The 19529-nt window shown below is 61.3% G+C and carries 23 protein-coding genes and 2 pseudogenes; 13 read left to right on the forward strand and 12 right to left on the reverse strand.

Annotation, left to right across the window (positions count from 1 at the left end; translation table 11 throughout):
• Positions 1–232: 232 nt before the first annotated feature.
• Together B9A15_RS10395 and B9A15_RS10400 are read right to left on the reverse strand one after the other, a co-directional pair.
• Positions 233–481, reverse strand: a complete 249-nt coding sequence (locus B9A15_RS10395; RefSeq protein WP_084410002.1) for a hypothetical protein — start codon at positions 479–481, stop codon at positions 233–235.
• A gap of 93 nt (positions 482–574) precedes the next feature.
• Positions 575–1009: a MerR family transcriptional regulator gene (locus B9A15_RS10400; RefSeq protein ID WP_084410003.1), complete on the reverse strand. Its 435-nt coding sequence runs from the start codon at positions 1007–1009 to the stop codon at positions 575–577.
• 68 nt (positions 1010–1077) lie between these two features.
• On the opposite strand from B9A15_RS10400, the gene B9A15_RS23625 reads away from it, so the two are divergent.
• The 3 genes from B9A15_RS23625 to B9A15_RS10410 all read left to right on the forward strand — a co-directional run bounded on the left by B9A15_RS23625 (position 1078) and on the right by B9A15_RS10410 (position 2819).
• On the forward strand, positions 1078–1200 hold the full coding sequence (locus B9A15_RS23625) for a hypothetical protein (protein WP_273504392.1): 123 nt from the start codon (positions 1078–1080) through the stop codon (positions 1198–1200).
• A complete protein-coding gene (locus tag B9A15_RS10405; RefSeq protein ID WP_084410004.1) occupies positions 1200–1994 on the forward strand; it encodes a heparan-alpha-glucosaminide N-acetyltransferase in 795 nt (264 codons plus the stop codon). The genes B9A15_RS23625 and B9A15_RS10405 overlap by 1 nt, the downstream gene beginning before the upstream one ends.
• 90 nt (positions 1995–2084) lie before the next feature.
• A complete protein-coding gene (locus B9A15_RS10410) occupies positions 2085–2819 on the forward strand; it encodes a DsbA family protein (protein WP_084410005.1) in 735 nt (244 codons plus the stop codon).
• Between the two features lie 44 nt (positions 2820–2863).
• Here the strand turns inward: B9A15_RS10410 and B9A15_RS10415 are convergent, their stop codons facing one another.
• A complete protein-coding gene (locus tag B9A15_RS10415; RefSeq protein WP_084410006.1) occupies positions 2864–3418 on the reverse strand; it encodes a L,D-transpeptidase in 555 nt (184 codons plus the stop codon).
• A 235-nt stretch (positions 3419–3653) separates the two neighbouring features.
• Here B9A15_RS10415 and B9A15_RS10420 point away from each other — a divergent pair, with 235 nt between their 5' ends.
• The 7 genes and pseudogenes from B9A15_RS10420 (at position 3654) to B9A15_RS10450 (ending at position 8893) form a co-directional block, all read left to right on the forward strand.
• The gene (locus B9A15_RS10420) at positions 3654–4649 is read left to right on the forward strand and encodes a cytochrome c oxidase assembly protein (RefSeq protein ID WP_084410007.1); all 996 of its coding nucleotides are present in this window, start codon (positions 3654–3656) and stop codon (positions 4647–4649) included.
• Between the two features lie 49 nt (positions 4650–4698).
• A complete protein-coding gene (locus tag B9A15_RS10425; RefSeq protein WP_084410008.1) occupies positions 4699–4878 on the forward strand; it encodes a cation efflux transmembrane domain-containing protein in 180 nt (59 codons plus the stop codon).
• 44 nt (positions 4879–4922) lie between these two features.
• The gene (locus B9A15_RS10430; protein ID WP_084410009.1) at positions 4923–5630 is read left to right on the forward strand and encodes a plasmid pRiA4b ORF-3 family protein; all 708 of its coding nucleotides are present in this window, start codon (positions 4923–4925) and stop codon (positions 5628–5630) included.
• Positions 5631–5691: 61 nt separating this feature from the next.
• Positions 5692–6327: a recombinase family protein gene (locus B9A15_RS10435; RefSeq protein WP_084410010.1), complete on the forward strand. Its 636-nt coding sequence runs from the start codon at positions 5692–5694 to the stop codon at positions 6325–6327.
• Positions 6328–6500: 173 nt separating this feature from the next.
• Positions 6501–7025, forward strand: a complete 525-nt coding sequence (gene lspA, locus B9A15_RS10440) for a signal peptidase II (RefSeq protein ID WP_273504400.1) — start codon at positions 6501–6503, stop codon at positions 7023–7025.
• Positions 7026–7111: 86 nt separating this feature from the next.
• Complete coding sequence (locus B9A15_RS10445; RefSeq protein ID WP_170923248.1) at positions 7112–7834, forward strand: heparan-alpha-glucosaminide N-acetyltransferase; 723 nt, start codon at positions 7112–7114, stop codon at positions 7832–7834.
• Between the two features lie 147 nt (positions 7835–7981).
• Positions 7982–8893 (forward strand): annotated as a pseudogene (locus B9A15_RS10450) (NAD(P)/FAD-dependent oxidoreductase).
• Between the two features lie 157 nt (positions 8894–9050).
• Here B9A15_RS10450 and tnpC read toward each other — a convergent pair.
• The 3 genes from tnpC to tnpA form a co-directional block, all read right to left on the reverse strand.
• Positions 9051–10682, reverse strand: a complete 1632-nt coding sequence (gene tnpC / locus B9A15_RS10455; RefSeq protein WP_084410013.1) for an IS66 family transposase — start codon at positions 10680–10682, stop codon at positions 9051–9053.
• Between the two features lie 72 nt (positions 10683–10754).
• The gene (gene tnpB, locus B9A15_RS10460) at positions 10755–11102 is read right to left on the reverse strand and encodes an IS66 family insertion sequence element accessory protein TnpB (protein WP_084410014.1); all 348 of its coding nucleotides are present in this window, start codon (positions 11100–11102) and stop codon (positions 10755–10757) included.
• The gene (gene tnpA, locus B9A15_RS10465) at positions 11099–11536 is read right to left on the reverse strand and encodes an IS66-like element accessory protein TnpA (protein ID WP_084410015.1); all 438 of its coding nucleotides are present in this window, start codon (positions 11534–11536) and stop codon (positions 11099–11101) included. Before tnpA ends, tnpB begins: the two co-directional genes overlap by 4 nt.
• A 51-nt stretch (positions 11537–11587) precedes the next feature.
• Between tnpA and B9A15_RS10470 the strand changes: the two are divergent.
• Together B9A15_RS10470 and B9A15_RS22950 are read left to right on the forward strand one after the other, a co-directional pair.
• Positions 11588–12379 (forward strand): annotated as a pseudogene (locus B9A15_RS10470) (IS110 family RNA-guided transposase); the annotation flags it as partial.
• Between the two features lie 695 nt (positions 12380–13074).
• Positions 13075–13323: a hypothetical protein gene (locus tag B9A15_RS22950; protein ID WP_170923249.1), complete on the forward strand. Its 249-nt coding sequence runs from the start codon at positions 13075–13077 to the stop codon at positions 13321–13323.
• Here B9A15_RS22950 and B9A15_RS10480 read toward each other — a convergent pair.
• Positions 13316–13984 carry a ParA family protein gene (locus B9A15_RS10480; RefSeq protein ID WP_084410017.1) on the reverse strand — a complete coding sequence of 223 codons (669 nt, stop codon included), beginning with the start codon at positions 13982–13984 and terminating at the stop codon, positions 13316–13318. The genes B9A15_RS22950 and B9A15_RS10480 overlap by 8 nt on opposite strands.
• Positions 13985–14268: 284 nt before the next feature.
• On the opposite strand from B9A15_RS10480, the gene B9A15_RS10485 reads away from it, so the two are divergent.
• On the forward strand, positions 14269–14874 hold the full coding sequence (locus B9A15_RS10485) for a DUF922 domain-containing protein (RefSeq protein ID WP_170923250.1): 606 nt from the start codon (positions 14269–14271) through the stop codon (positions 14872–14874).
• On the opposite strand, the gene icmT is transcribed toward B9A15_RS10485, so the two are convergent.
• The 5 genes from icmT to B9A15_RS10510 are packed head-to-tail and all read right to left on the reverse strand — an operon-like array spanning position 14854 to position 19221.
• Positions 14854–15300: an IcmT/TraK family protein gene (gene icmT, locus B9A15_RS23150; RefSeq protein ID WP_210190499.1), complete on the reverse strand. Its 447-nt coding sequence runs from the start codon at positions 15298–15300 to the stop codon at positions 14854–14856. The two genes, B9A15_RS10485 and icmT, sit on opposite strands and share 21 nt — an antisense overlap.
• 3 nt (positions 15301–15303) lie before the next feature.
• Complete coding sequence (locus B9A15_RS10495) at positions 15304–16734, reverse strand: DotG/IcmE/VirB10 family protein (protein WP_084410019.1); 1431 nt, start codon at positions 16732–16734, stop codon at positions 15304–15306.
• On the reverse strand, positions 16731–17765 hold the full coding sequence (locus B9A15_RS10500; RefSeq protein ID WP_210190500.1) for a DotH/IcmK family type IV secretion protein: 1035 nt from the start codon (positions 17763–17765) through the stop codon (positions 16731–16733). Before B9A15_RS10500 ends, B9A15_RS10495 begins: the two co-directional genes overlap by 4 nt.
• Positions 17762–18403, reverse strand: coding sequence for a type IVB secretion system apparatus protein IcmL/DotI (locus B9A15_RS10505; protein ID WP_084410021.1), 642 nt, complete (start codon positions 18401–18403; stop codon positions 17762–17764). The genes B9A15_RS10500 and B9A15_RS10505 overlap by 4 nt, the downstream gene beginning before the upstream one ends.
• Positions 18400–19221, reverse strand: coding sequence for a thioredoxin fold domain-containing protein (locus tag B9A15_RS10510; protein ID WP_170923251.1), 822 nt, complete (start codon positions 19219–19221; stop codon positions 18400–18402). Before B9A15_RS10510 ends, B9A15_RS10505 begins: the two co-directional genes overlap by 4 nt.
• Positions 19222–19529 lie beyond the last annotated feature (308 nt).

Raw genomic sequence — 19529 nt, forward strand, 5'->3', positions numbered from 1 at the left:
AGCAATCCAGGCGGCGAAGAGCTTCGAAGAACAGAATTTGATTTAGGTCATCTCAGGGAACGCATGCAAGAGACGAGTTCATCCGAAAGACAAACTTCTCGATCCCGCAGTGCTGTTTCTCTCCGTGCTCGTGCTGGTCGCCGCTATGGACTTGCGGCTCCTTGGGATGACTGAAGCGGGAAATCGGGCACCGGTCCCCGACCCTGGCATACAGGCCGCAATTATTCCCAGATCAGCTCTCCCCTCGCGAGAACCGATCGCCGGCGGGCGACCTGAGATACGCGCTGGCGGCGAACACCGCGAGGACGATCGCCCAGCCCGCAACCGCCCACCGGACGGCCGGAGAGACCATGGTGACACCGAAAATGAGCTGAATGAGCTGCACGACGATGAAGCCCGTACACACGCCGAAGACGAGGCCGACAAGGGCGTAAACCAAGGAGCATATTCCGACCGCCAGATTGTGCAGAAATCGTTTCATCAGCGCTTTCCATCCAGCGGACCATTGACTGAAGACGTGGATAAAACCTCCAGCCGCTGTAGGAGCAAGCGATACTTCGGCGGCCTTCCGAACTCACCCGCTCGCCAAGTGGTGCTGACAATGGGCGTGGTCCGCGAGCGTCTGAATGACGCGGCAGTCACACACCCGCCCGTGCCCGCATTCATCGATCATGCGCTGAAGCTCCTTGCGAAGCAGGTTCAACTGGTTGATCCGGTGGTCCACTCCCTTGAGGTGATGACGGGCGATCCGGTCGGCCTCTTGGCACGAGGCGTTGGGCCTCTCTGCCATGGCAAGGAGACCTTGTATGTCCTCGATCTCGAACCCGAGCTCGCGCGCATGCCGGATGAAGGTAAGGCGGTCGATCTCCTCTTCGCCGTACTGGCGACGGTTGCCGCTGGTGCGGATCGGAGACGAGATCAGGCCGATTTCCTCGTAAAACCGGATGGTCGTGACCTTCACACCGCTGCGCTTTGAAGCCTCGCCGATGGAAAATCCACGCTCAGCCATTTTTCGCTTGCTCCTCTAGTTGCTATAGGAGCTAAGGGCGGCCAGGACGATGATCAAGGAGCTGTTCGATGACCTCTTCCCTTTCTGGACGTTCGGGCGCTGTGCGCTCCACCGATCTTGCAGAGAAGCAGGCTCGTCTGGCAGCAGAACGCCGAGCGGCCTGTTTCCTGATTGGCGGCCGCGGCATCTGATGTCGGCTGTCTTTGAAAGCCGGAACGACACCGCAACCGGCGTAAGCGACGTCCAAACCAAGCCTGCCCCGTCCGCTCGGTACATCTTCGTCGATGTATGGCGCGGCTTGGCCATCATCGGCGTCGTCGTCTATCACTTCGGCTGGGACCTGAATTTCTTCGGGTACATTACGCCCGATCTGATGTTCAGCGAGCCGGTAACGGCCTTCGCACGCGTCCTTGCCGGCTCCTTCATGTTCCTCGCCGGCGTCAGCCTTGTCCTGGCCCACCACAGCAAAGTTCTCTGGCGCAAGTTTCTCAAACGGCTCGTCAAACTTGTCGCCGCCGCAGCCGCGATTTCGATCATCACCTATTTCCTGTTTCCCGAAGGGTTCATCTATTTCGGGGTCCTGCATTCGATCGCGGTGGCCTCGGTCCTCGGGCTCGCCTTTCTCCGTCTTCCGATTGGGCTCGTCTTCCTGGCGTCCCTTGCGATGCTCGCGGCGCCTCTCTTCTTCGAGACATCTCTCTTCGATCCCAGGATCCTCGCCTGGATCGGCTTCGCCGCCGAGCCCCCGATGGCGAACGACTTCGTTCCCGTGTTTCCGTGGTTCGGCGTCACGCTCGCCGGGGTTGGCTCAACTCGGCTTTTCCTGTCCAGACGAGCAGTGCGGGATGCACCGCCAAAGCCTGCAAACGGAGCCGTTGTCAGGAGAGTGGCGTGGATCGGGCAACAGACGCTGCCCATCTACCTTCTCCACCAACCGCTTCTGTTTATCGGCTTCGTCGTCTTCACCATCTTTTCGGAGACATAGACGGTCGGAGGCCCGCCCATCATCCTCAAATTATGGAGACCAGCAGTGATCGCACCTATGAGCCGACGCAGAGCTCAAGCAGTTACTTCAATGCAGCCACCTCGCGAAATCGCAGGGCTCGTTCCGGGCGTTTTTCTTCTCGCGATCCTCGGATGCTCGGCGGTCGGGAGCACCAGCGCAGCGGCACAACCGGCAACCGAGGCGGAGACGGCGCAAACGGCAACTTCAGCAGCGGGCGTTGCCACAGGCGTCGAGGCGCCGGAGTCCTCTGGCTCGGCGGATGTCGCCGAGTTGATGGCCGAGGGCCCGCTGCCCGACATTGTGATCGGCGATCCGAACGCGCCCGTCACCATCGTCGAATATGCCTCGATGACCTGCGGCCACTGCGCAAACTTCCACGAGAACAGCTATCCGGCGATCAAGGCAGACTACATCGACACCGGCAAGGCCAAGCTGATCATCCGGGAGTTCCCGTTCGATCCGCGCGCGCTGGCAGCTTTCATGCTGGCGCGCTGCACGCAAGACGACGCCAGGCGCACCGCGATGATCGATGTCCTGTTCCAGCAGCAGGACAAGTGGGCGAGGGCGGAAAACGCCTCGACGGCGCTCCTCAACATCGCCAAGCTGGCCGGATTCACCCAGGAAAGCTTCGCCGCCTGCCTGAACGATAAGGAACTCCAGCAGAAGATCGTTGAAACGCAGGAGCGCGGTCAGCAGGAGTTCGGCGTCGATGCGACCCCGACCTTCTTTGTGAATGGCGACAAGCACGCCGGCGCGTTGTCTCCCGAGCAGATGGCCGCCGTCATTGAACAGAAGCTTGAGTGATCAGGGAAGTGGTCGAACGGCCGCAGCAAAGGACACGTGAGTGGTCACTGCACTACCACCACCTCGGCTCCAACGCTGACGCGATCATAGAGGTCGATGATGTGGTCGTTGATCATTCGGATGCAGCCGTTCGAGACGGCCTTACCGATGGAGGATGGCTCGGTGGTCCCGTGGATCCGGTAAAGGGTATCCTGACCGTTGCGGTAGAGGTAAAGCGCCCGGGCGCCGAGAGGGTTTCCCGGGCCGCCCTTCAAGCCGCCGGCGTATTTGGCATACTTTGCCGGCTCGCGCCTGATCATGTTCGGTGTAGGCGTCCATCGCGGCCATTCAGCCTTTCTTCCGACTACGGCAGCGCCGGAAAAGACCAGACCTGCCCGGCCGACGCCGATGCCATAGCGTCGAGCATAGCCGGCTTCCTCCATGAGGTAAAGGAACTTCGCCTTCGGGTCGACAATGATGGTGCCGGGCTCGTATCCGGGGAGAAGAACGATTTGCGGCAGATATCGCGGATCGAGCTGAAACACATCATGTGCAGCCGCCGGTTCTGGCAGCGCGGCGAATGCAAGGATGCCCGCCAAAAACCTCCGTCGGTTGGTCATCTCTCGTCTCCTGCATCATTATGCGGTGACTGATATTTTAAGCCAAGAACCGTGAATCTTTGGTTGCCCAGGAAGACAAGTGCCTCACAAAAATGCGGTGTCCTCGCGAGCAACGCAGAGTTTAGGCCAAGCATGCCTAAGCCCGTGTCCATTTTTTGGATTGTTTGTCTTTCGCTTTGATTGGATAAAATCAGTGTGCATTAGGGACAATCATTTCTGGAAAAGACGTCTAGGTATGTATCTGGCGAGCGTCGCTGTATTCTTTGGCGCTTTAACATTGCTCCCCCGACTTGCCGAAGCGCATATGGCTAGCTCGCCGGAGGGGCCCGCCGATCTTTCGTCAGCCTGGACGTTGGATCCGATTGTCCTCGCCATGTTCGTGGTGATCGCTGCCGGCTATGCGGTGGGAGTCGGGCAGCTATGGCGCCGGGCAGGGATCGGGCGCGGGATCGCCCCATGGAAAGTCGCGAGCTTCGCGGCGGGCATGGCTAGCTTCTTTCTCGCGATGGTCTGGCCGCTCGACGCGCTCGGGGAAGTCCTGTTCTCGGCGCATATGGCACAGCACATCGTGCTGACCGCGGTTGTTCCGCCGCTGCTCTGGCTCGGGCGCCCGGTGATCCTGGTCTGGAGCCTTCCGCCTCGCGGTCGGCGAGTTGTCGGAGCTCTTCTACGAGCCCGCCTGCTGCGCAAGCTCTGGAATTGGATGACGCTGCCGTTCCCGGCTTTCGTGATCGAAGCACTTGTCCTTTGGGGCTGGCATGCTCCCAGCGCCATCGAAGCCGCTCTCGAGAACGGTGCGATCCACGCCGCCATGCATTTCAGCTTTTTCATGGGCGGTCTTTTGTTCTGGCACGCGCTGGCCCACGCGGGCCGTCGGCAAGGTGTCGGATATGCCGAGACGGCCGGTCTGTCGTTCCTGACGATGATGCATACAGGATTACTCGGCGCGCTCCTCACCTTTGCTCCCAGACCGCTCTACCTCGGCTATGGCGACAGTCCGCTCACCTGGGGCCTGACGCCGCTCGAAGACCAGCAGATTGCGGGTCTCATCATGTGGGTGATTTGCGGCATGATCTACATAGTCGCCGGCATCGTCCTGCTCGCAGCATGGATCCGTCAATTTGAGCGACGACACGCCTCCGTCCCTTCCATCCTCAGCCAGTACCGGCCAGGAATTTCAAGCGCACCTTTGGGCGGCGCGGATCGAAGCCCACACTCGGAGCAAGGCTGAACCGCGCTTTGTGTGAGGTCCATCAATTGATACTGGAGAGGCGAAACTGATGCACGACCACTCGGAAAGCAGCGCGGCAGGCAGGGGAAAGTGCCTGCTGATTGTGATCGCGCTCAATGTCGGCATCACGGTGGCTCAGATTGTCGGGGGCCTGATCTCCGGCAGCCTCTCGGTGCTTGCCGATGCCGCCCACAACGCCAGCGATGCCGCTACGTGTTGGAGAGCATGAAAAACTTGGGGGCGCTCCGATGGTTGGGCTAGGCTCCAGAAGTCATGTCCGACACCTCGAACACCATCTACCAGCTGAAGATCAGCCTTCTTGGCATCTCGCCGATGATCTGGCGACGCGTGCTGATTCCCGCCGACACGACGCTCTACGGATTTCATCGGGTTGTTCAGATCGTGCTCGGCTGGGAGGATTATCATCTTCATGCTTTCCACATCCACGGCCGCCATTACCGTACGATGTGGACTGGCGAGCGGCATTGGGAGAACGGTCACGAAATCATGCTGGCCGACCTTCGCTTCCGGCTGCGTCAGCGTATTCTCTACGAATATGACTTCGGTGACCTCTGGGTGCATGTGATCCGCATCGAGGCCCGGCTAGAACGCCAGGACAGGAAGTTCTATCCAATCTGTGTCGGCGGCGCTCGCGCCGGGCCGCCTGAAGATATCGGCGGACCGGAGGGTTATGCAGCATTCGTCGAGCGTCTAGGCTTTGGCAAATTCGCGCCGTGGTTCGGCGGGGACGACGATGATGAGATCGATGGATACGAGGACGAGGACGATCCCCTGCGGCACTTTGAGCCCGAACGCTTTAACCGGCGTGACGTGAACGCGGAACTGAAGCGCGAATGGGCCGAGCAGAAGGCCGATGGAGCTGAAGAGCTTCAAGAGGCGCACGATCGCGGTCGGCGCTGGGGTCCAGCTGATGCGTTTTGGGTATGCCTTTCGAGGACTGGGGAAATCGCGGTCTTGTAATAGTGTTCCGACCTCGTAAAAAGGACCAAAGCTAGAAAGACCATCCAAAACGGATCATGCCATGTTCGTCCGCGCCTATCTCCGCGCTTCAACCTCGCAGCAGGACGCGTCGCGAGCTCGAGGAGCGCTCGACACCTTCGCGGCCGAGCGAGGGTTTCGGATCGCAGCCCGCTACATGGAGAACGAGAGCGGTACGAAGCTGCACCGGCCCGAGCTGTTCCGCCTTCTGTCAGACTGCGAGCCAGGCGACGTTCTGCTGGTCGAGCAAGTCGACCGCCTGTCCCGCCTCACCTCGCCGGACTGGAGGAAGCTGCGCGCGGAGATCGATGCCAAGCAGGTCCGCATCGTCGCGCTCGATCTACCGACGTCGTGGAACCTGGCCGCACCGACAGACGAGTTCACAAACCGCCTGTTCGCGGCCGTCAACAACATGATGCTCGACGTTCTCGCCGCGGTCGCGCGCAAGGATTACGAGGATCGCCGTCGGCGCCAAGCCGAAGGCACTGCGCGTGCGAAGGCCGCCGGGCTCTACAAGGGGCGTCCCGCCAATACGTCACGGAACGCCGCGATCGCGGCCATGCTGCGCGATGGCCGCACGTGGCGCGAGATCATGAACGCGACAGGATGCAGCCGGACCCTCCTCGCCAAGCTGTCTAGTGCGCAACGAGCATCAGTGATGCCATCGACTGAAATCTGACAGGCTTCGCCATCGCATTTCTCGGCGGCCGTCAACGCGATCATGCTGGACCGGACGGTTCAAAGCCACTCGTTGCCCCAGCGAAGTTTCCGCTTGCTCCTCTAGCCACTTGAGGAACTACAGATGCGAAACTGAAAGCAGCGGCGGACGGCATCATGCAGGTTAACAAGGCGATGGAATCACCCCTGCCGCAGAGCGCGACAGCGAGCCCATCATCGTCGAGGAGGTCATACATCCCTTTCATCGCCGTCATGGCTGGGGGTGTCATCGATCTTCTAACAAAGGAGTGGGCTCAGACGGTGCTTCAACCGTACCAGCCGCCCATTGCAATCCTGCCCTGGCTATCTGTCCGGCTGGGCTACAATGAAGGCGTATCCTTCAGCCTTTTGTCCTTCGATGATCCGGCGGCAAAAACCGCGCTCTTGATCGCGACGGCGCTTCTAACCCTTTTTTTTGCGACGTGGATGGTGCGTGCCAAGGGTAGCGAGCGACTCGCCTTGGCGGCTGTTCTCGCAGGCGCCATACCAAACGTCATCGACCGAGCCCGAGACGGTCGTGTCACCGACTTCCTGGATCTTCATATCGGCGACCGATCCTTCTTCATTTTCAACCTCGCCGACGTCTGGATCAGCATTGGAGCGCTCCTGCTGCTTTCGACCTTGCTTCCTTCGCTCCGAGCGAAGCGGGTCACCCCCTGATGTCGGAAGGGTTCAACGGCACCGTCTTAACGCCCGAACGTGCTGCCAAATTGATGACGTCGCGGACGCGCGAGGCAGAAGCCCCGATGTCACCACGCTACCCGCTCGTGGATGCGATGCGCGGCGTGGCGATCTGCGGCGTCGTCACCTATCACCTCGTCTGGGACCTTTGGTACTTCGATTTCATCCAGGGCGACTGGGTCTTCGGACAGGCCATGGCCTTCGTCTCGCGTGCGGGCGGAAGCCTGTTCCTGTTCGTCGTCGGGGTCAGCCTCGTTCTGGCGCATCCGGCTCAGGTCCGATGGAGAGCTTTTTTGCGCCGCATCGGCATGCTCGCCGCCGGAGCGGTGACAATATCCGCCGTCACGTGGCACCTGTTTCCAGACGAGTTCGTCTACTTCGGCATCCTGCACGGTATCGCGGCCGCCTCGCTCATGGGCGTCTTCTTCCTGAAGGCTTCGCCTGCGTTAACGCTAATGGTCGCTGTGGTGCTGGTTGCCGCGCCTTTCATGGTCCAGTTCTCACCCATTGATCCGTTCACGTGGGCCTGGACCGGGCTCGCGATGAACGCTCCTTCGTCCTACGATTTTTGGCCGGTGCTGCCTTGGGGCGCGGCGACGCTCGCTGGCATGGCCTGCACCCGCATCGTATTGGATCGATATTGTGGTTGGGCGTCTTGGACCAATCCAGGTGGCCGCCTCATCACCGCTTTGAGTTGGTCGGGTCGACACACGCTGGCGATCTATCTGCTGCATCAGCCGCCCCTGTTCGCCATCATCGCCCTGATCGCACGTCTTTCGGGACGATGATGACAGGCTCCATGTTCAGTGCGGGATCGAGCCCTTCACCCTCGCGACCACGGAAGCAGTCCTACCGAGCGCATGACGGTCGTAGGCGAGATTTCAGCAGTCGAAACCGGAGCGGCCTTGCTGGCCGATGATCGCGTTATGGACCGTATGAGGATCGACTGTCTGATCGTGGGCGGGGGACCGGCGGGCCTGACGGCTGCGATCTACCTCGCGCGCTTCCATCGAAAAGTGATTTTGGTCGACGACGGCAACAGCCGGGCGAGGTGGATCCCACGATCTCACAACCACGCAGGCTTCCCGGATGGCATAGGGGGTGAAGAACTGTTGGCCCGCATGCGGACGTAAGCCGAGCGCTACGGGACCCGGTTCATATCAGGCCGCATCGAGACGATCGACGAGGACGCTGACCGCTTCCTGGCGAAAGGGGAAGGCGTTCTACTCGAGACTCGTACCGTCATTCTGGCGACTGGCACTCGGAATCGTCGTCCAGCTATCGATGCGGAAACGCATCGTTCGGCTCTCGATCGCGGCCAGTTGCGTTATTGCGCGGTCTGCGACGGGTACGAGGCTAGCGGTCAAGCGATCGGGATCATTGGAGGCGACGCGCGAGGTGTTGCCGAAGCCTTGTTCCTGCGAACCTATTCCGACGACATCACAATATTCGCGACCGATGCCATAAAGATCGATGCGGATGATCGCGTCCTCCTTGGCCGTCTAGGTATCAAGATAGAGGACCATTCGCTGGAGCAGTTGGATTTTAGCGCCGAGCAAGTGACCGCGCATCTCGAAGGCGGCAGCAAGCTGAGGTTCGACACGGTTTACCCAGCGCTCGGTTCCGATGCCAACGACATGCTTGCGCAGGCGCTCGACCTCAAGATGGGAGACGGCTGCTGCATTTCCGTGGACCAGAAGCAGCGAACCAGCCGCGACGGAATCTATGCCGCGGGCGACATCGTCCATGCCCTCGACCAGATCAGCGTTGCGATGGGTCATGCGGCCATCGCCGCAACGACCCTGCACAACGACCTCCGCGAAAAAGACGGTCTCGCCAAGTCATGATGGCAGGACGCGGCCGTCGCCGGCGACGGCCGATCATTGGATCTGTGATCAGCAAATCTCCCTGAACCATCATTCAGAAACGAGGATTTCGTGCCCCCCTTTGTAACCATCCGGCATGGACCGGCATGGACCGCGGCGGGCGGGTCCTGCGCTTTGGCTACGCGGCTGCCCGCTCGACCCGATGATCTTTGTCTGTCCAGTTCCACGGCAAGAGTTCGCCGAGGCGGGACTGCGGTGTGTCGGCGATGCGGGCGAGGACGTCGGCGAGCCAAGCCTGGGGATCGACGTCGTTCAGCTTCGCCGTGGCGATCAGCGTCAGCATGAAGGCGCAGCGGTCGGCTCCGCGATCGGAGCCGGCGAAGAGCCACGACTTGCGGCCAAGCGCCAGGGCGCGTAGCGCGCGTTCCGCAGCGTTGTTGCTGAGGCAGATCCGGCTGTCGGTGGTGAAGCGGGCAAAGCCCTCCCAGCGTGTCAGCATGTAGTCCATGGCCTTGGCGACCGGCGCATGACGCGACAGACGCGCTCGCTCGGTGCGCATCCAGTCCTCCAGATGGGCGAGAACAGGCACGCTTTGCTGCTGCCGAGCGGCAAGGCGCTCTTCGGCGGAGCGACCGTTCATCTCACGCTCGATGTCGAACAGGACGTCGATGCGCTTCACCGCCTCCAGCGCCAGCGGCGAGATCGGCGCCGCGTTCTTTCCCCGCCGGGCGCTTCGGGCGATATCGGCGAGCTCGAAGAACCTGCGACGAGAATGCGCCCAGCACAGCGCCTCGATCACGGGCTCCGGACTTCGCTCCATAGCATATAGGCGACCGTAGCCGGCGTAGGCGTCGGCCTGGAGAATCCCGCCAAAGCCGGCGAGATGGCGCTCGGGATGATCGGCCGTGCGGTCGCGGGAGGCGTAGAACAGAGCTGCCGGCGGCGCCGCGCCGCCGAACGGGCGATCATCCCGGACATAGACCCAGACCCGGCCGGTCACCGTCTTGCCCTTGGCCAGGATCGGCACGGTGGTGTCATCGCCGTGCAGCCGCTCGGCGGCAAGGACATGCCGCTCGATCCGGTCGTGAAGCGGGCGAAGAGCATGAACGCAGGCGCCGACCTGGTCGGCGAGCGTCGACAGGCTGAGGTCGATCCCCTCGCGGACGTAACGCTCCGACTGCCGGTTGAGTGGCTGATGCTGCCCGTACTTCTCAAACAGGATCATCGCGAGCAGGCTCGGGCCGAGGGAGCCGCGGGGCGTTGGATGGAACGGCGCCGGCGGCTGGGTGATCGTCTCGCACCCCCGGCAGGTGAACTTCTCCCGGACCGTCTGGATCACCTTCCACTGCCGCGGGATCACCTCCAGCGTCTCGGTGATGTCCTCGCCGAGCTTCGACAGTCTGGCCGAGCCGCAGCACGGGCACGAGGTCGGCGCCGGAACGACCACCCGCTCCCTCGGCAGATGCTCCGGGAACGGCTTCTTCGAGGGACGCTTGCGGATGAAGGCCTGCACGACCGTCGTCTTCGCCGCGGCCTGTTCGGCCGCCAGTTCGTCCTCGGTCGCGGCCGCCTGGGCGTCCTCGAGCTGCATCTCCAACTGGTCGAGGAGACGCGCCTTCTTCTCCGAACGCGATCCATAGAGCTCACGCTTGAGCTTCTCGATCTCCAGCGTCAGATGCGCGATCAGCGCCTCGGCGTGCGAGGCCTTCGCCCTTCTGTTGGCCACTTCGGCCTCCGCCAGATCAGCACGCCGTTCGGCCGCTGCAAGAGCGGCCTTCAGGGCAGCGATGTCGTCCGGCGCGGCGGCCATGGCGGGAGGCTCGAAGCAGTTCTTGGTAAGGTTGATTCTGCCACAGAACCCCTGCAACACAAGGAGTTTATGCTATCCGACCGAACTCGGGCGCCAGGTTCTCTGCGGATGGCGCCAGTCGATCCCCTCGAGCAGGTAGCCGAGCTGCGCCGGCGAGATCGTCACCGTCCCATCCGCTGGCGAAGGCCAGATGAAGCGGCCGCGCTCTAGCCGCTTCGTGAACAGACAGGCGCCCTGACCATCGTGCCAGATCACCTTGATCAGGTCGCCGCGGCGGCCACGGAAGACGAACAGATGGCCGCTCACCGGATCGCGCTTCAGCGTCTCCTGGACCATGAGGGACAGACCGGGAAAGCCCTTGCGCATGTCGACATGCCCCGCCGCCAGCCAGACCCGCACGCCGCTTGGAACCGGGATCATTCTTTGGTTCTCGTCTTCGACGAGACCGACGGCGAACCCAGTCGATCAACCGCCTCGAGAATGCGCGCGAGCGCGGCGATGTCGATATCCGCGTCGGCCCGAACAATGCGGCCTTCCGCCAGCTCGATCTCGATCCGGGCAGGACGTAACCGCCGCCTCGAAGGCTTTGCCGCCGGCTTTGTAACCGGCTGAGCAGCGAACTCATCCTGGATAAGCACCGGCAGCAGGGGCGTGACCGGGACACTCTCGGCTCGCTCGCAGAGCTGCTTGCGCCACCGGAACAACTGGCTGACCGAGATCGCGGCCGACCGTGCCACCTGCGAGGTCGACACATTCGGTTCGAAGGACGCCGCTACCAGCCGCTCCTTCTCCTCGCGAGTCCAGCGCCGGCGTCTGCCGCCGCCTCCCGAGATCAGCTCGATCGTCTTCGTCATAGGACTGTTCCTAGGGCTATCCCTAGGACTTCGACGATCAAGCCCGGTCAGAACAAGGCGGCTCCCCCGATGCCTGTGAAGACCGATCGCAACGATGCGCGGGCGCTCGCGCAGATCATGCGTATGGGATGGTTCCGGCAGGTGCATGTGAAGTCGCGGCCCTGCCGGCTCTTCCGCTCTGCGCTGGTCGCCCGGCGCACGATGCTGAACGAGATGCGCTCGATCGAGAAGGTCGTGCGTGCGATCCTTCGAGAGGCCGGCACCAAGCTTGGAACGCCGAGCCGCGCCAACTTCGCGGCAAAAGTGCGTGAGATGGTCATCGGCGACCCCACCGTGACGGCGTTGGTCGAGCCGCTTCTGTCGGTCCTCGCGACCATGCTGGCCGAACTCACCAGAATGACGAAGCAGGTTCTTTCCATCGTGCGGGACGAGCCGGTCTGTCGGCGGCTGATGGGCGTTCCAGGCGTTGGACCGATCACCGCACTCGCCTTTCGTGCCACGATCGACGATCCCGAACGCTTCCGGCATTCGCGCGACGTCGGCGCTCATCTCGGGCTGACGCCGACGCGATACCAATCCGGCGAGACCGATGTGACTGGTCGGATCAGCCGCTGCGGTGATGAACTGGCACGAACCGCACTCTACGAGGCCGCGCATTCCCTGCTGACACGGTCGAAAGTCTGGTCGAGCCTGAAGGCGTGGGGCATGACCATCGCCAGGCGACGCGGCATGGCCCGCGCTCGGGTCGCGGTCGCCCGCAAACTCGCCGTGATCCTGCACAGCATGTGGCGTGACCAGATGGTGTTCCGCTTCGGCAAGGCACCGTCAGCCATCGCCGTGTAACGATAATGCTGCCGGTGCCTGACATCGCCGGCGACGAAAGAGCTTCGCCCGAAAGGGTGAAGGCCTCGCCTCCGCGGGGACGAAGGGCCGGACGATCCCGTTGAGAGTCCAGATCGGGGCGGCATGCCGCTCAGGTCGTGAAACAGATTGGGACGCCTTGCTCTCCTGACCCCATCATGCGGCAGCCCGGGCGCCGACCGCGAAGAGAAGCGTGTGACCCGCGAGGGCAGAGGCCAAAATCGACGAAGGAGCAGCTTGACCTCAACGACCCCAATCAGAGAGGACTCTGAGAACAATTCGGTTGCTGCGAGCACATACCCCGGCGACGCTAGGCCGCGAAATCATTCTCTTTTTCCATTTCCACAATACCTGGTTCCGGTGCGGTAAATTACCTGCAATATATCTTATATCGGTTTCAAACCGATTTTGCACCCAGATAAGCGTTGGCGTTGGACGACATAGCGGTTCGCGAACCATCTTCATGATGCAAATTCGTACAGCGCAGACAATAGATGCATTACGGGTATGCGATTTGTTTTAGGTCAATGAAATCACCGGATTTAATTCCCGTACCGGAATTAAAGCGCAATCGAGACGTTATATTCTGAGTGCTGTGAGCACTCAACAGACCCAAAAGGGGAAGTTTCGGGTAATTTTAATTACCGGTTTTTCATCTCCAAATATGCCGACCACATTTGCTCGACAAACTGGCCCTGCGTAAGGCCAAGGGCTTCGGCTTCGTCGGCAATCAGTTGGCCAACATCTGGCAAAACCTTTGGGTGAAGTTGAAAGGTTCGTTTGCTCGGCTTGCGACCGGGCTTTTTCCTGGGGCTGCGGTCGACAAAGCCCCTTGCCTCCCCCACCCGGTCGGCCCGATCAAGGTCTTCCGAAGAAGATGGTTTTGGTCGAGCCTTGAGGCCCGAGAGGCCGGAAAGCCTATTTGAGCCGTTCATAAACTGCCTCCGTGAAAGAACGAGCATTCTCAAGGGCTTTGTCGATCTTGCCCCCCGTGGAGACAGACGGATCTTCCATCATTGTCTGAAGATCGAAGCCATACGCAAAAATCTCTGAAAACGCCGACCGAGAGACTAGCGAAGGCTCAATGAGGTCCACTCCAGCCTCTTTCAGATTGCCTTCGAGTTCTTTCTGAACGCGCGTTTTCATTGCAGCGCCAGTTTTCGTCAAGACCACCGCGTGAGGGATGGTGCGGCCAAGCGATTCTTCTTCTTCTCTGACGAGGGCGAGAGCTTCAGAACCGATTTCAGCGTCTAGGGCTGTTGGCTGCATAGGAACAATCACAAGATCAGCCTGGGATACGGCACGGCTGACAAGCTGAGAGGCGACGCCTTCGAGATCAACGACGACGATCCTGCCGTCGCCGTCAGAGCGTTTGATGAGAGGGACAATATCGCTCTTGGTCACGCTACCATGAACCGATATTCCTGTTGGGATACCGCGATCAGCCCATCGGGACAGCGATCTATTGGGATCGCAATCGATCGCCGTTACCTGTGCTCCCAAACGAGCAAACTCTGTAGCTAACAGCACTGCGCAGGTGCTCTTGCCGACGCCACCCTTTGGGCTCGCTATGACAATGACGGGCATTGCGGTCTCCGAATTTCGTAATCGGTTTTATATCTGTAACCGGATTTGTTTCTAGTACCGAATTTATCTCCTAGACCTATTATTAATCCGTAAAAAAGCAAAATCTTTTCTGGTGCTTTTCCTATATAATTCCGATGCATTTCCGGTATATTAAAATCGGACTTTTGAATGGCGTTAGTCAGCGCACTAATCTTCGGATAGTGGGTCAGAGAAATCGGAGAATGAGATTGAGACGAAATTGCCTCTGGGCACTCATGCCTTTGGGAGCAATGGCGCTATCGGCATTGGCGACCCAAACCAGCGCCCAAGAACCCGTCACCCAACCCCGTGCCGTCGTTCCCGAAGCAGCCGTCGGGACAACACAGTCCGATCAAGGTCCAGACGGAACGATCAACGTCCGCACCGACACCTACCAGGTGACCGGATCGTCTTATAAAGATCTGTGGTCGAGCGTGCAGCGCGCCGCCATGGAAAACGGGCCGGAAATGGGGATCGGCGAGGCCTCCATTTCATTTCAGCCGCGCGCCAATTTCGAAGAGGGCCAGGGTGGTTGTGTCGCGAGCGACGTCGCCGTCGACATGAACGCAGTTTTGACTTTCCCCGAATGGCACCATACCGGCGAAGCAGCAGCCAATGCCACGGCCGCTTTCGATCGAATGCTTGCTTACCTGCGTGTCCACGAGGCGCAGCATGTCGAGATCGCGCGAGAGTATCGCGCGAAGATGATCGACGCCATCAAGACCTTGCCGGCAGCGACGAGCTGCGAGGGAATGCGCGCTGCCGTCCAAAAGGCGGCGCTGGCGATCAACGCGCTGCATCAAAAGGCCCAGCGCAGGTATGATGTGGAACAGCGTAAAATGTCGACGGAACTATTCGGCCGGGAAGGCTGACGGCTCCGCGGAGTCGGTCTTCGACCGTGAACGCTTCGGTTTGCGTCTGGCCTTCGTCGATTGATCGACCTTTTCGGCCATTGTCTTGGCGGCCGCCTTCACCCGAGGCTGCGGCAAAAGAGGGTGGCCTTCGAACGCCGTGCTCACGGCTGGCCGATAGAAGCTGCGCGGCATTGCTGGTCTTGCGGAGCCTGCGAGCGAAGAGCGCAGCGCTCTTAGAGCCGACGGCAGGCGATAACCGGCTCGCTCGATTAGCCAAAAGACGACGAGCGCGACCACAAACAGAAGTACGGTCCATATCCGAAAATGCAGGATCGGCAGGCCAGCAAAGAAGACGAGCCGCGCATCGAACATCGTCAGCCTCGGCGAGCGCATGGTGTATCGCCAGAGGACAGGAGCGCCGAAGATGTTGGGCCGATCGTCCATGGGTCAGATCCGTGCGACGTTTTCCATGAACAGAACGCCGATCAGCTTGCCGGGTTTGAGGGTCACGATCGGCCCTTGCGGGCCAAGGTCGCTGATCTCGTCGGAAAGCTGCTCGCCGACCTCTCCGACACCGGAATAGATCGCCTCCTTCGTCGTCTGCTCGCGGCTGGTGACGATCGCGGCGTTGCCGGTCAAAGCGACGGAGCTGCCGGTGTTGCCAAGCGCTGTTCCCAAACCTTTGAGAAAGGCGCCGGCGAGCTTGGGACCGTAACGCTGGAGATAGCGGCCGCTGTAGTCTGATTTGACGGGGAGTGAGGCCGTCGCCGCATCGATCGCGTAAGCGGACGCATCAATGTTGGTGCCGTCCGGAAGGATGACGCGGCTGAACGTGACGATCATCGCCGTCGTTTCCCGATTGGGGGCAAAGGTGCCGATCAGGCGAGCGCCCTTGAGCGGTCCTCTCAGGAGCTTGGCAACGATCGGGCCGGGCGTGTCGGTGTCGGACCCGTTGAGAACCACCGCCATGTTGATGTCGCCGGCTGCGGCGAAATAGTCACCGTTGAAGATTTCGACACCGGAGCCGAGTTTCCGGCCGACATCGACCGGCAGCTTCGGCTCGTATTCCAGATGGCCGGAATAGTAGGGCGAGGTCGTCATGAGATCGGCCGGAAAGGTCGACTTCAAAGGCGCCATGACAGCGGGCGCCTGGCCGGTGTTTTGTTGCTGTTGGCGCGAACGACCGACTTGGACGCCGATGGGGCGTCCATCCGGGGCCTCGTAAAGCTCTTGCTTGACGAGGATTTCGTGTTCGGTGCCTGGAGGAGCCGCAGAAGCCGCGATGTCGCGGGCCTGCTTGTCCATGCCGTCGGCCATGGACCGGATGCGGCTCCAGTCAGGCTGCGCCGGCGCCACCGGAACTTCCACCCGCTTCTCGATGATCCGATCGCGATAGACGATCTTCGGTTCGGGCTTGGGGGCAGCCTTCGGCTCTTCATTGGGTGGTGGCAGTGTCGGCATCTGCGCGACCTGAACCGGCATCGGATTGTCTTCAACCGGCTGATCCGGGGTGGCGATGAAGCTCTTGCCGGGAGTCTGTGCAGCGGCTTCCGCACCCTTCCTGTTCGCCGACATGACGGTTTCCTGATAGTAGGGCGATGCGGCGAGTTCGACGCCACCAGGCGTGCCGTCGATCGTCGGGGGCACCCGGCTGACATGCGAGCGCTCGAGGGGCGTAGCGCCGGAGAAGTTATAGAGAAGCGTGCCCCCAAGGCCGGCGAGCAAAACTGCCGCGATGGCGGTCGTCACGCGGCTGGTGCCGCGGCGGCGCTTGACGATCGCGGGACGCGCGGTCTCACGATCTTCGACCGTCTGGACTTCGCTCACGGCGTTTTCGGTCTCGCCGTCCTCGGGGGGCGGATCGATCAAGTCGGTCATCGAGTGATCCTCACTTTTGTCACCCGGCCGCCGCGTGAGATCAGGGCAACGGGAGCAGGGCGCATACGATAGGCTTTGATGCCGCCTGGCCCGGAGAGCGTCTCCTGCCAGGACGGCGAGATCAGTGTTTGGTTGGTGCGCAGGTAGTAGTTGTTGTTGTAGCGCCAGACGGAGACGTCGCCGTCGTCGGTCGCAAGCGGGATGGCGTTGCGTGGGATATCGGCGCCCTGGACGAAGGCCATCATCAGATCGTCGCTGGCGTCCATCTTCGGTTCCTTGGGCGCGACGGCCGGGATGACCGCGTTGGGGCCGAGGCCGTTGACGCTCAGGTCGAGCCGATAGTGGGTCTGCTTCTCGCTGGTCTGAAGATCAAGGACGATCGGCTGATCCTCTTCGACAAGAGAAATCGCCAGGTTCGAATAGCCGTGGGTGACGAGCGGGGAAAGCGCGAGCTGGTTCGAGCCCTCCTGCATGGCATAAACCTGAAACGCGTCCTCGCGGCCGACGACGAAAGACGCCACGGGCCATGGGGCGCCGGTGCGGTCGAAGAAGGAAATGACCGAGACGACACCGGGAGAGGTGAGAACCTCGGGCGTCGGGCCGTTGGTGCCGAGCGAGACCCGGATCGTCCGCGTCAAGGCGTGCGGGCGATGGCCGGTCGGAGGCGCGGCGCGGGCATTTTCGATGGCGTTGAGGCGCCGGCGATAATCGCGGATGAGTTCCGGCGTCAGCGGGAATTGCTGCTGGAGAGCCGCGCCGTATGCGGTGATTTCCTCGGGCGAGAGCGGCCGATTAAGATCGTCGAGGGACTCGAGCAACCCTTGGGCGCCGAGAATCGGGCTCTGCGGCTGATTCTGTCCACCCGACTGGGATCCCCGTGGCTGGTTTCCCGTGGTCGCCGGTTGGCTGACCGCGCTCTGCGGCGGCAATTGTGGCGTGATGACCGGATCGTTGCCGGACTGTGCGAGGGCTGGACCGGAAATGCCAAGGAACAAGCAGGCGACGAGAATTCGCATTCTGGCTGTCATCATGACCGTCCGGGAGAGGTGACGAAGCGATAGATCGCCATGGCTTCAGGCGTCTGATAGGTCTGGACGCGCTGCATGGTGACCGTGACGGTGAGGTCTTGGCTGGTAACCTCGGAGGCCGACTGGAAGGTCACGCGCACCGGCATCTGAACGACCCACTCATAGACGCCGTCAGCGCTGACGCCCTGCCGGACGATGCGGGCGTTCTGCGCAACGGCTGTCGAGTTGAACCGGCGGGATTTGACCATGTCGAGGACGTTGGAGTCCTGGACGGCGCTGACGAAGGAGTTCCAACCACGCGGCTGGGTGAAGAAGTCCTGGGCGGCCTGGAAATCATCCTGATAGCGGTCGAACCGGTAGGTGAGGGCGCTGGTGACGGCCTCCACCGCGTAGTTGGCCACCCGCTCGGCCGACAGATGCGGCTCGTCGAGCGGGATGAGCGGCAGGATCTGGCCGTCGCTCCCCGTCGCGAAGTAGCGCGGAGCCGGCTGATGGGTGGCAAGATAGATGGTCGATGCCGTAGCGCCGGCGGCTACGAGAGTGATGAACGAGGCATAGGCCGTCATCAGCTTGAAGGCGGTCTTGTAGGTGCCGGAGCGGATCAAGACGCTTTCGGCAGCGCCATAGTCGACAGCACTCATTGGGCGGATTCCTCTGACTGCGGATAAGAAGCGGGCTGTTTGGGAAGCGGCTCGATTTCCGAAAGCATGTCGTCGGCAAGGAGGCCGGCTCGCACCTTGGCACCGTCCGGCCCCTGATAGATCCAGAACGGCACGCCCTTCACGCCGTTGAGGCGCCCCCAGGCCACGTTGCGTTGGAGACCACGCACGACATCGGGGTTGATCGCCGTGCGATCGAACATGGTGAGCGTTGAACTGGTCGTGCCGACCTGCGAGCGCTCATGGGTGACGAAATCGCCTGCGGGGTCCTGGCTCTGAAGGATCGAAGCAGCCTGGAACACGGCGTCCTGATTGCGGATTGGCGCCAGGATCACCCGGAGATCGATGTCACCGCTTTCGATTTTGGAGGCGAGCTTGTCGACCGACTGGGCGCAATAAGGGCATGTCGGATCGGCCATCATATAGACGACGGGGGCATTCGGTTTCGGGTTGCCGGCAGAGAACCAAACCGACATCCGCGTTGCCTGATCGAGGAGCTCGTCCAAGGTCGTCGCCTTGGCCGGCACCATCACCTCATTGCCAGCCTGGGCCGCTATGGTCTGGGGCTCCGGTGTCGAAGACGCGCTCTGCGATTGAGCTGTTACGGGCTCCGGGGCTAGACGCTGAGATGAGCCGACGGACGCGTCCTGTTCGCTCGCCGGTGCGGCCATCGGGGAGGCGCCTGGACCAAGAAGGGCAGCGGTCAGATCACGGCCGTCAGGCGTGAGCATCTTCCCCTCAATGGTCATGCCGTCATTCGTCGTGAAGACGATCCGCCGATTGCCATCGGCTCCGGTCACAATCCAGCTTTGGAGCCCCGAGAGCGTCGCAAACGGGGTCGCGCGATCCCCATCTTGCAACACCGGCTGCTCCGATTGCACAACAACTTTCGGACGAGTGGAACTTTCGTCCCCATTCATCAGTCCGACAGTTTGAGCTGTGGAATTGTATGTTGTGGTTGCGAGGCCACACCCAGCCAGAACCACGCATAAAAAAGTTCGCAATGCCTTGATTCCCCACGCTTCGAATTAGTAAGCCTCGCACAAGGTTAACGCCTCGGCGAAGTAGCAATGTTGATTTTTTATCGTCACATATGGGGTATGCGATG

Origin of the sequence: Fulvimarina manganoxydans (assembly GCF_900176465.1) — a bacterium.
GTDB classification, from domain to species: domain Bacteria; phylum Pseudomonadota; class Alphaproteobacteria; order Rhizobiales; family Rhizobiaceae; genus Fulvimarina; species Fulvimarina manganoxydans.

Excerpts from the sequence above, each read along its gene's own strand:
- B9A15_RS10395 (WP_084410002.1), bottom strand. The coding sequence starts at position 481 with ATGAAACGATTTCTGCACAATCTGGCGGTCGGAATATGCTCCTTGGTT.
- B9A15_RS10400 (WP_084410003.1), bottom strand. The coding sequence starts at position 1,009 with ATGGCTGAGCGTGGATTTTCCATCGGCGAGGCTTCAAAGCGCAGCGGT.
- B9A15_RS23625 (WP_273504392.1), top strand. The coding sequence starts at position 1,078 with ATGACCTCTTCCCTTTCTGGACGTTCGGGCGCTGTGCGCTCCACCGAT.
- B9A15_RS10405 (WP_084410004.1), top strand. The coding sequence starts at position 1,200 with ATGTCGGCTGTCTTTGAAAGCCGGAACGACACCGCAACCGGCGTAAGC.
- B9A15_RS10410 (WP_084410005.1), top strand. The coding sequence starts at position 2,085 with ATGCAGCCACCTCGCGAAATCGCAGGGCTCGTTCCGGGCGTTTTTCTT.
- B9A15_RS10415 (WP_084410006.1), bottom strand. The coding sequence starts at position 3,418 with ATGACCAACCGACGGAGGTTTTTGGCGGGCATCCTTGCATTCGCCGCG.
- B9A15_RS10420 (WP_084410007.1), top strand. The coding sequence starts at position 3,654 with ATGTATCTGGCGAGCGTCGCTGTATTCTTTGGCGCTTTAACATTGCTC.
- B9A15_RS10425 (WP_084410008.1), top strand. The coding sequence starts at position 4,699 with ATGCACGACCACTCGGAAAGCAGCGCGGCAGGCAGGGGAAAGTGCCTG.
- B9A15_RS10430 (WP_084410009.1), top strand. The coding sequence starts at position 4,923 with ATGTCCGACACCTCGAACACCATCTACCAGCTGAAGATCAGCCTTCTT.
- B9A15_RS10435 (WP_084410010.1), top strand. The coding sequence starts at position 5,692 with ATGTTCGTCCGCGCCTATCTCCGCGCTTCAACCTCGCAGCAGGACGCG.
- lspA (WP_273504400.1), top strand. The coding sequence starts at position 6,501 with ATGGAATCACCCCTGCCGCAGAGCGCGACAGCGAGCCCATCATCGTCG.
- B9A15_RS10445 (WP_170923248.1), top strand. The coding sequence starts at position 7,112 with ATGTCACCACGCTACCCGCTCGTGGATGCGATGCGCGGCGTGGCGATC.
- tnpC (WP_084410013.1), bottom strand. The coding sequence starts at position 10,682 with ATGGCCGCCGCGCCGGACGACATCGCTGCCCTGAAGGCCGCTCTTGCA.
- tnpB (WP_084410014.1), bottom strand. The coding sequence starts at position 11,102 with ATGATCCCGGTTCCAAGCGGCGTGCGGGTCTGGCTGGCGGCGGGGCAT.
- tnpA (WP_084410015.1), bottom strand. The coding sequence starts at position 11,536 with ATGACGAAGACGATCGAGCTGATCTCGGGAGGCGGCGGCAGACGCCGG.
- B9A15_RS10480 (WP_084410017.1), bottom strand. The coding sequence starts at position 13,984 with ATGCCCGTCATTGTCATAGCGAGCCCAAAGGGTGGCGTCGGCAAGAGC.
- icmT (WP_210190499.1), bottom strand. The coding sequence starts at position 15,300 with ATGGACGATCGGCCCAACATCTTCGGCGCTCCTGTCCTCTGGCGATAC.
- B9A15_RS10495 (WP_084410019.1), bottom strand. The coding sequence starts at position 16,734 with ATGACCGACTTGATCGATCCGCCCCCCGAGGACGGCGAGACCGAAAAC.
- B9A15_RS10500 (WP_210190500.1), bottom strand. The coding sequence starts at position 17,765 with ATGATGACAGCCAGAATGCGAATTCTCGTCGCCTGCTTGTTCCTTGGC.
- B9A15_RS10505 (WP_084410021.1), bottom strand. The coding sequence starts at position 18,403 with ATGAGTGCTGTCGACTATGGCGCTGCCGAAAGCGTCTTGATCCGCTCC.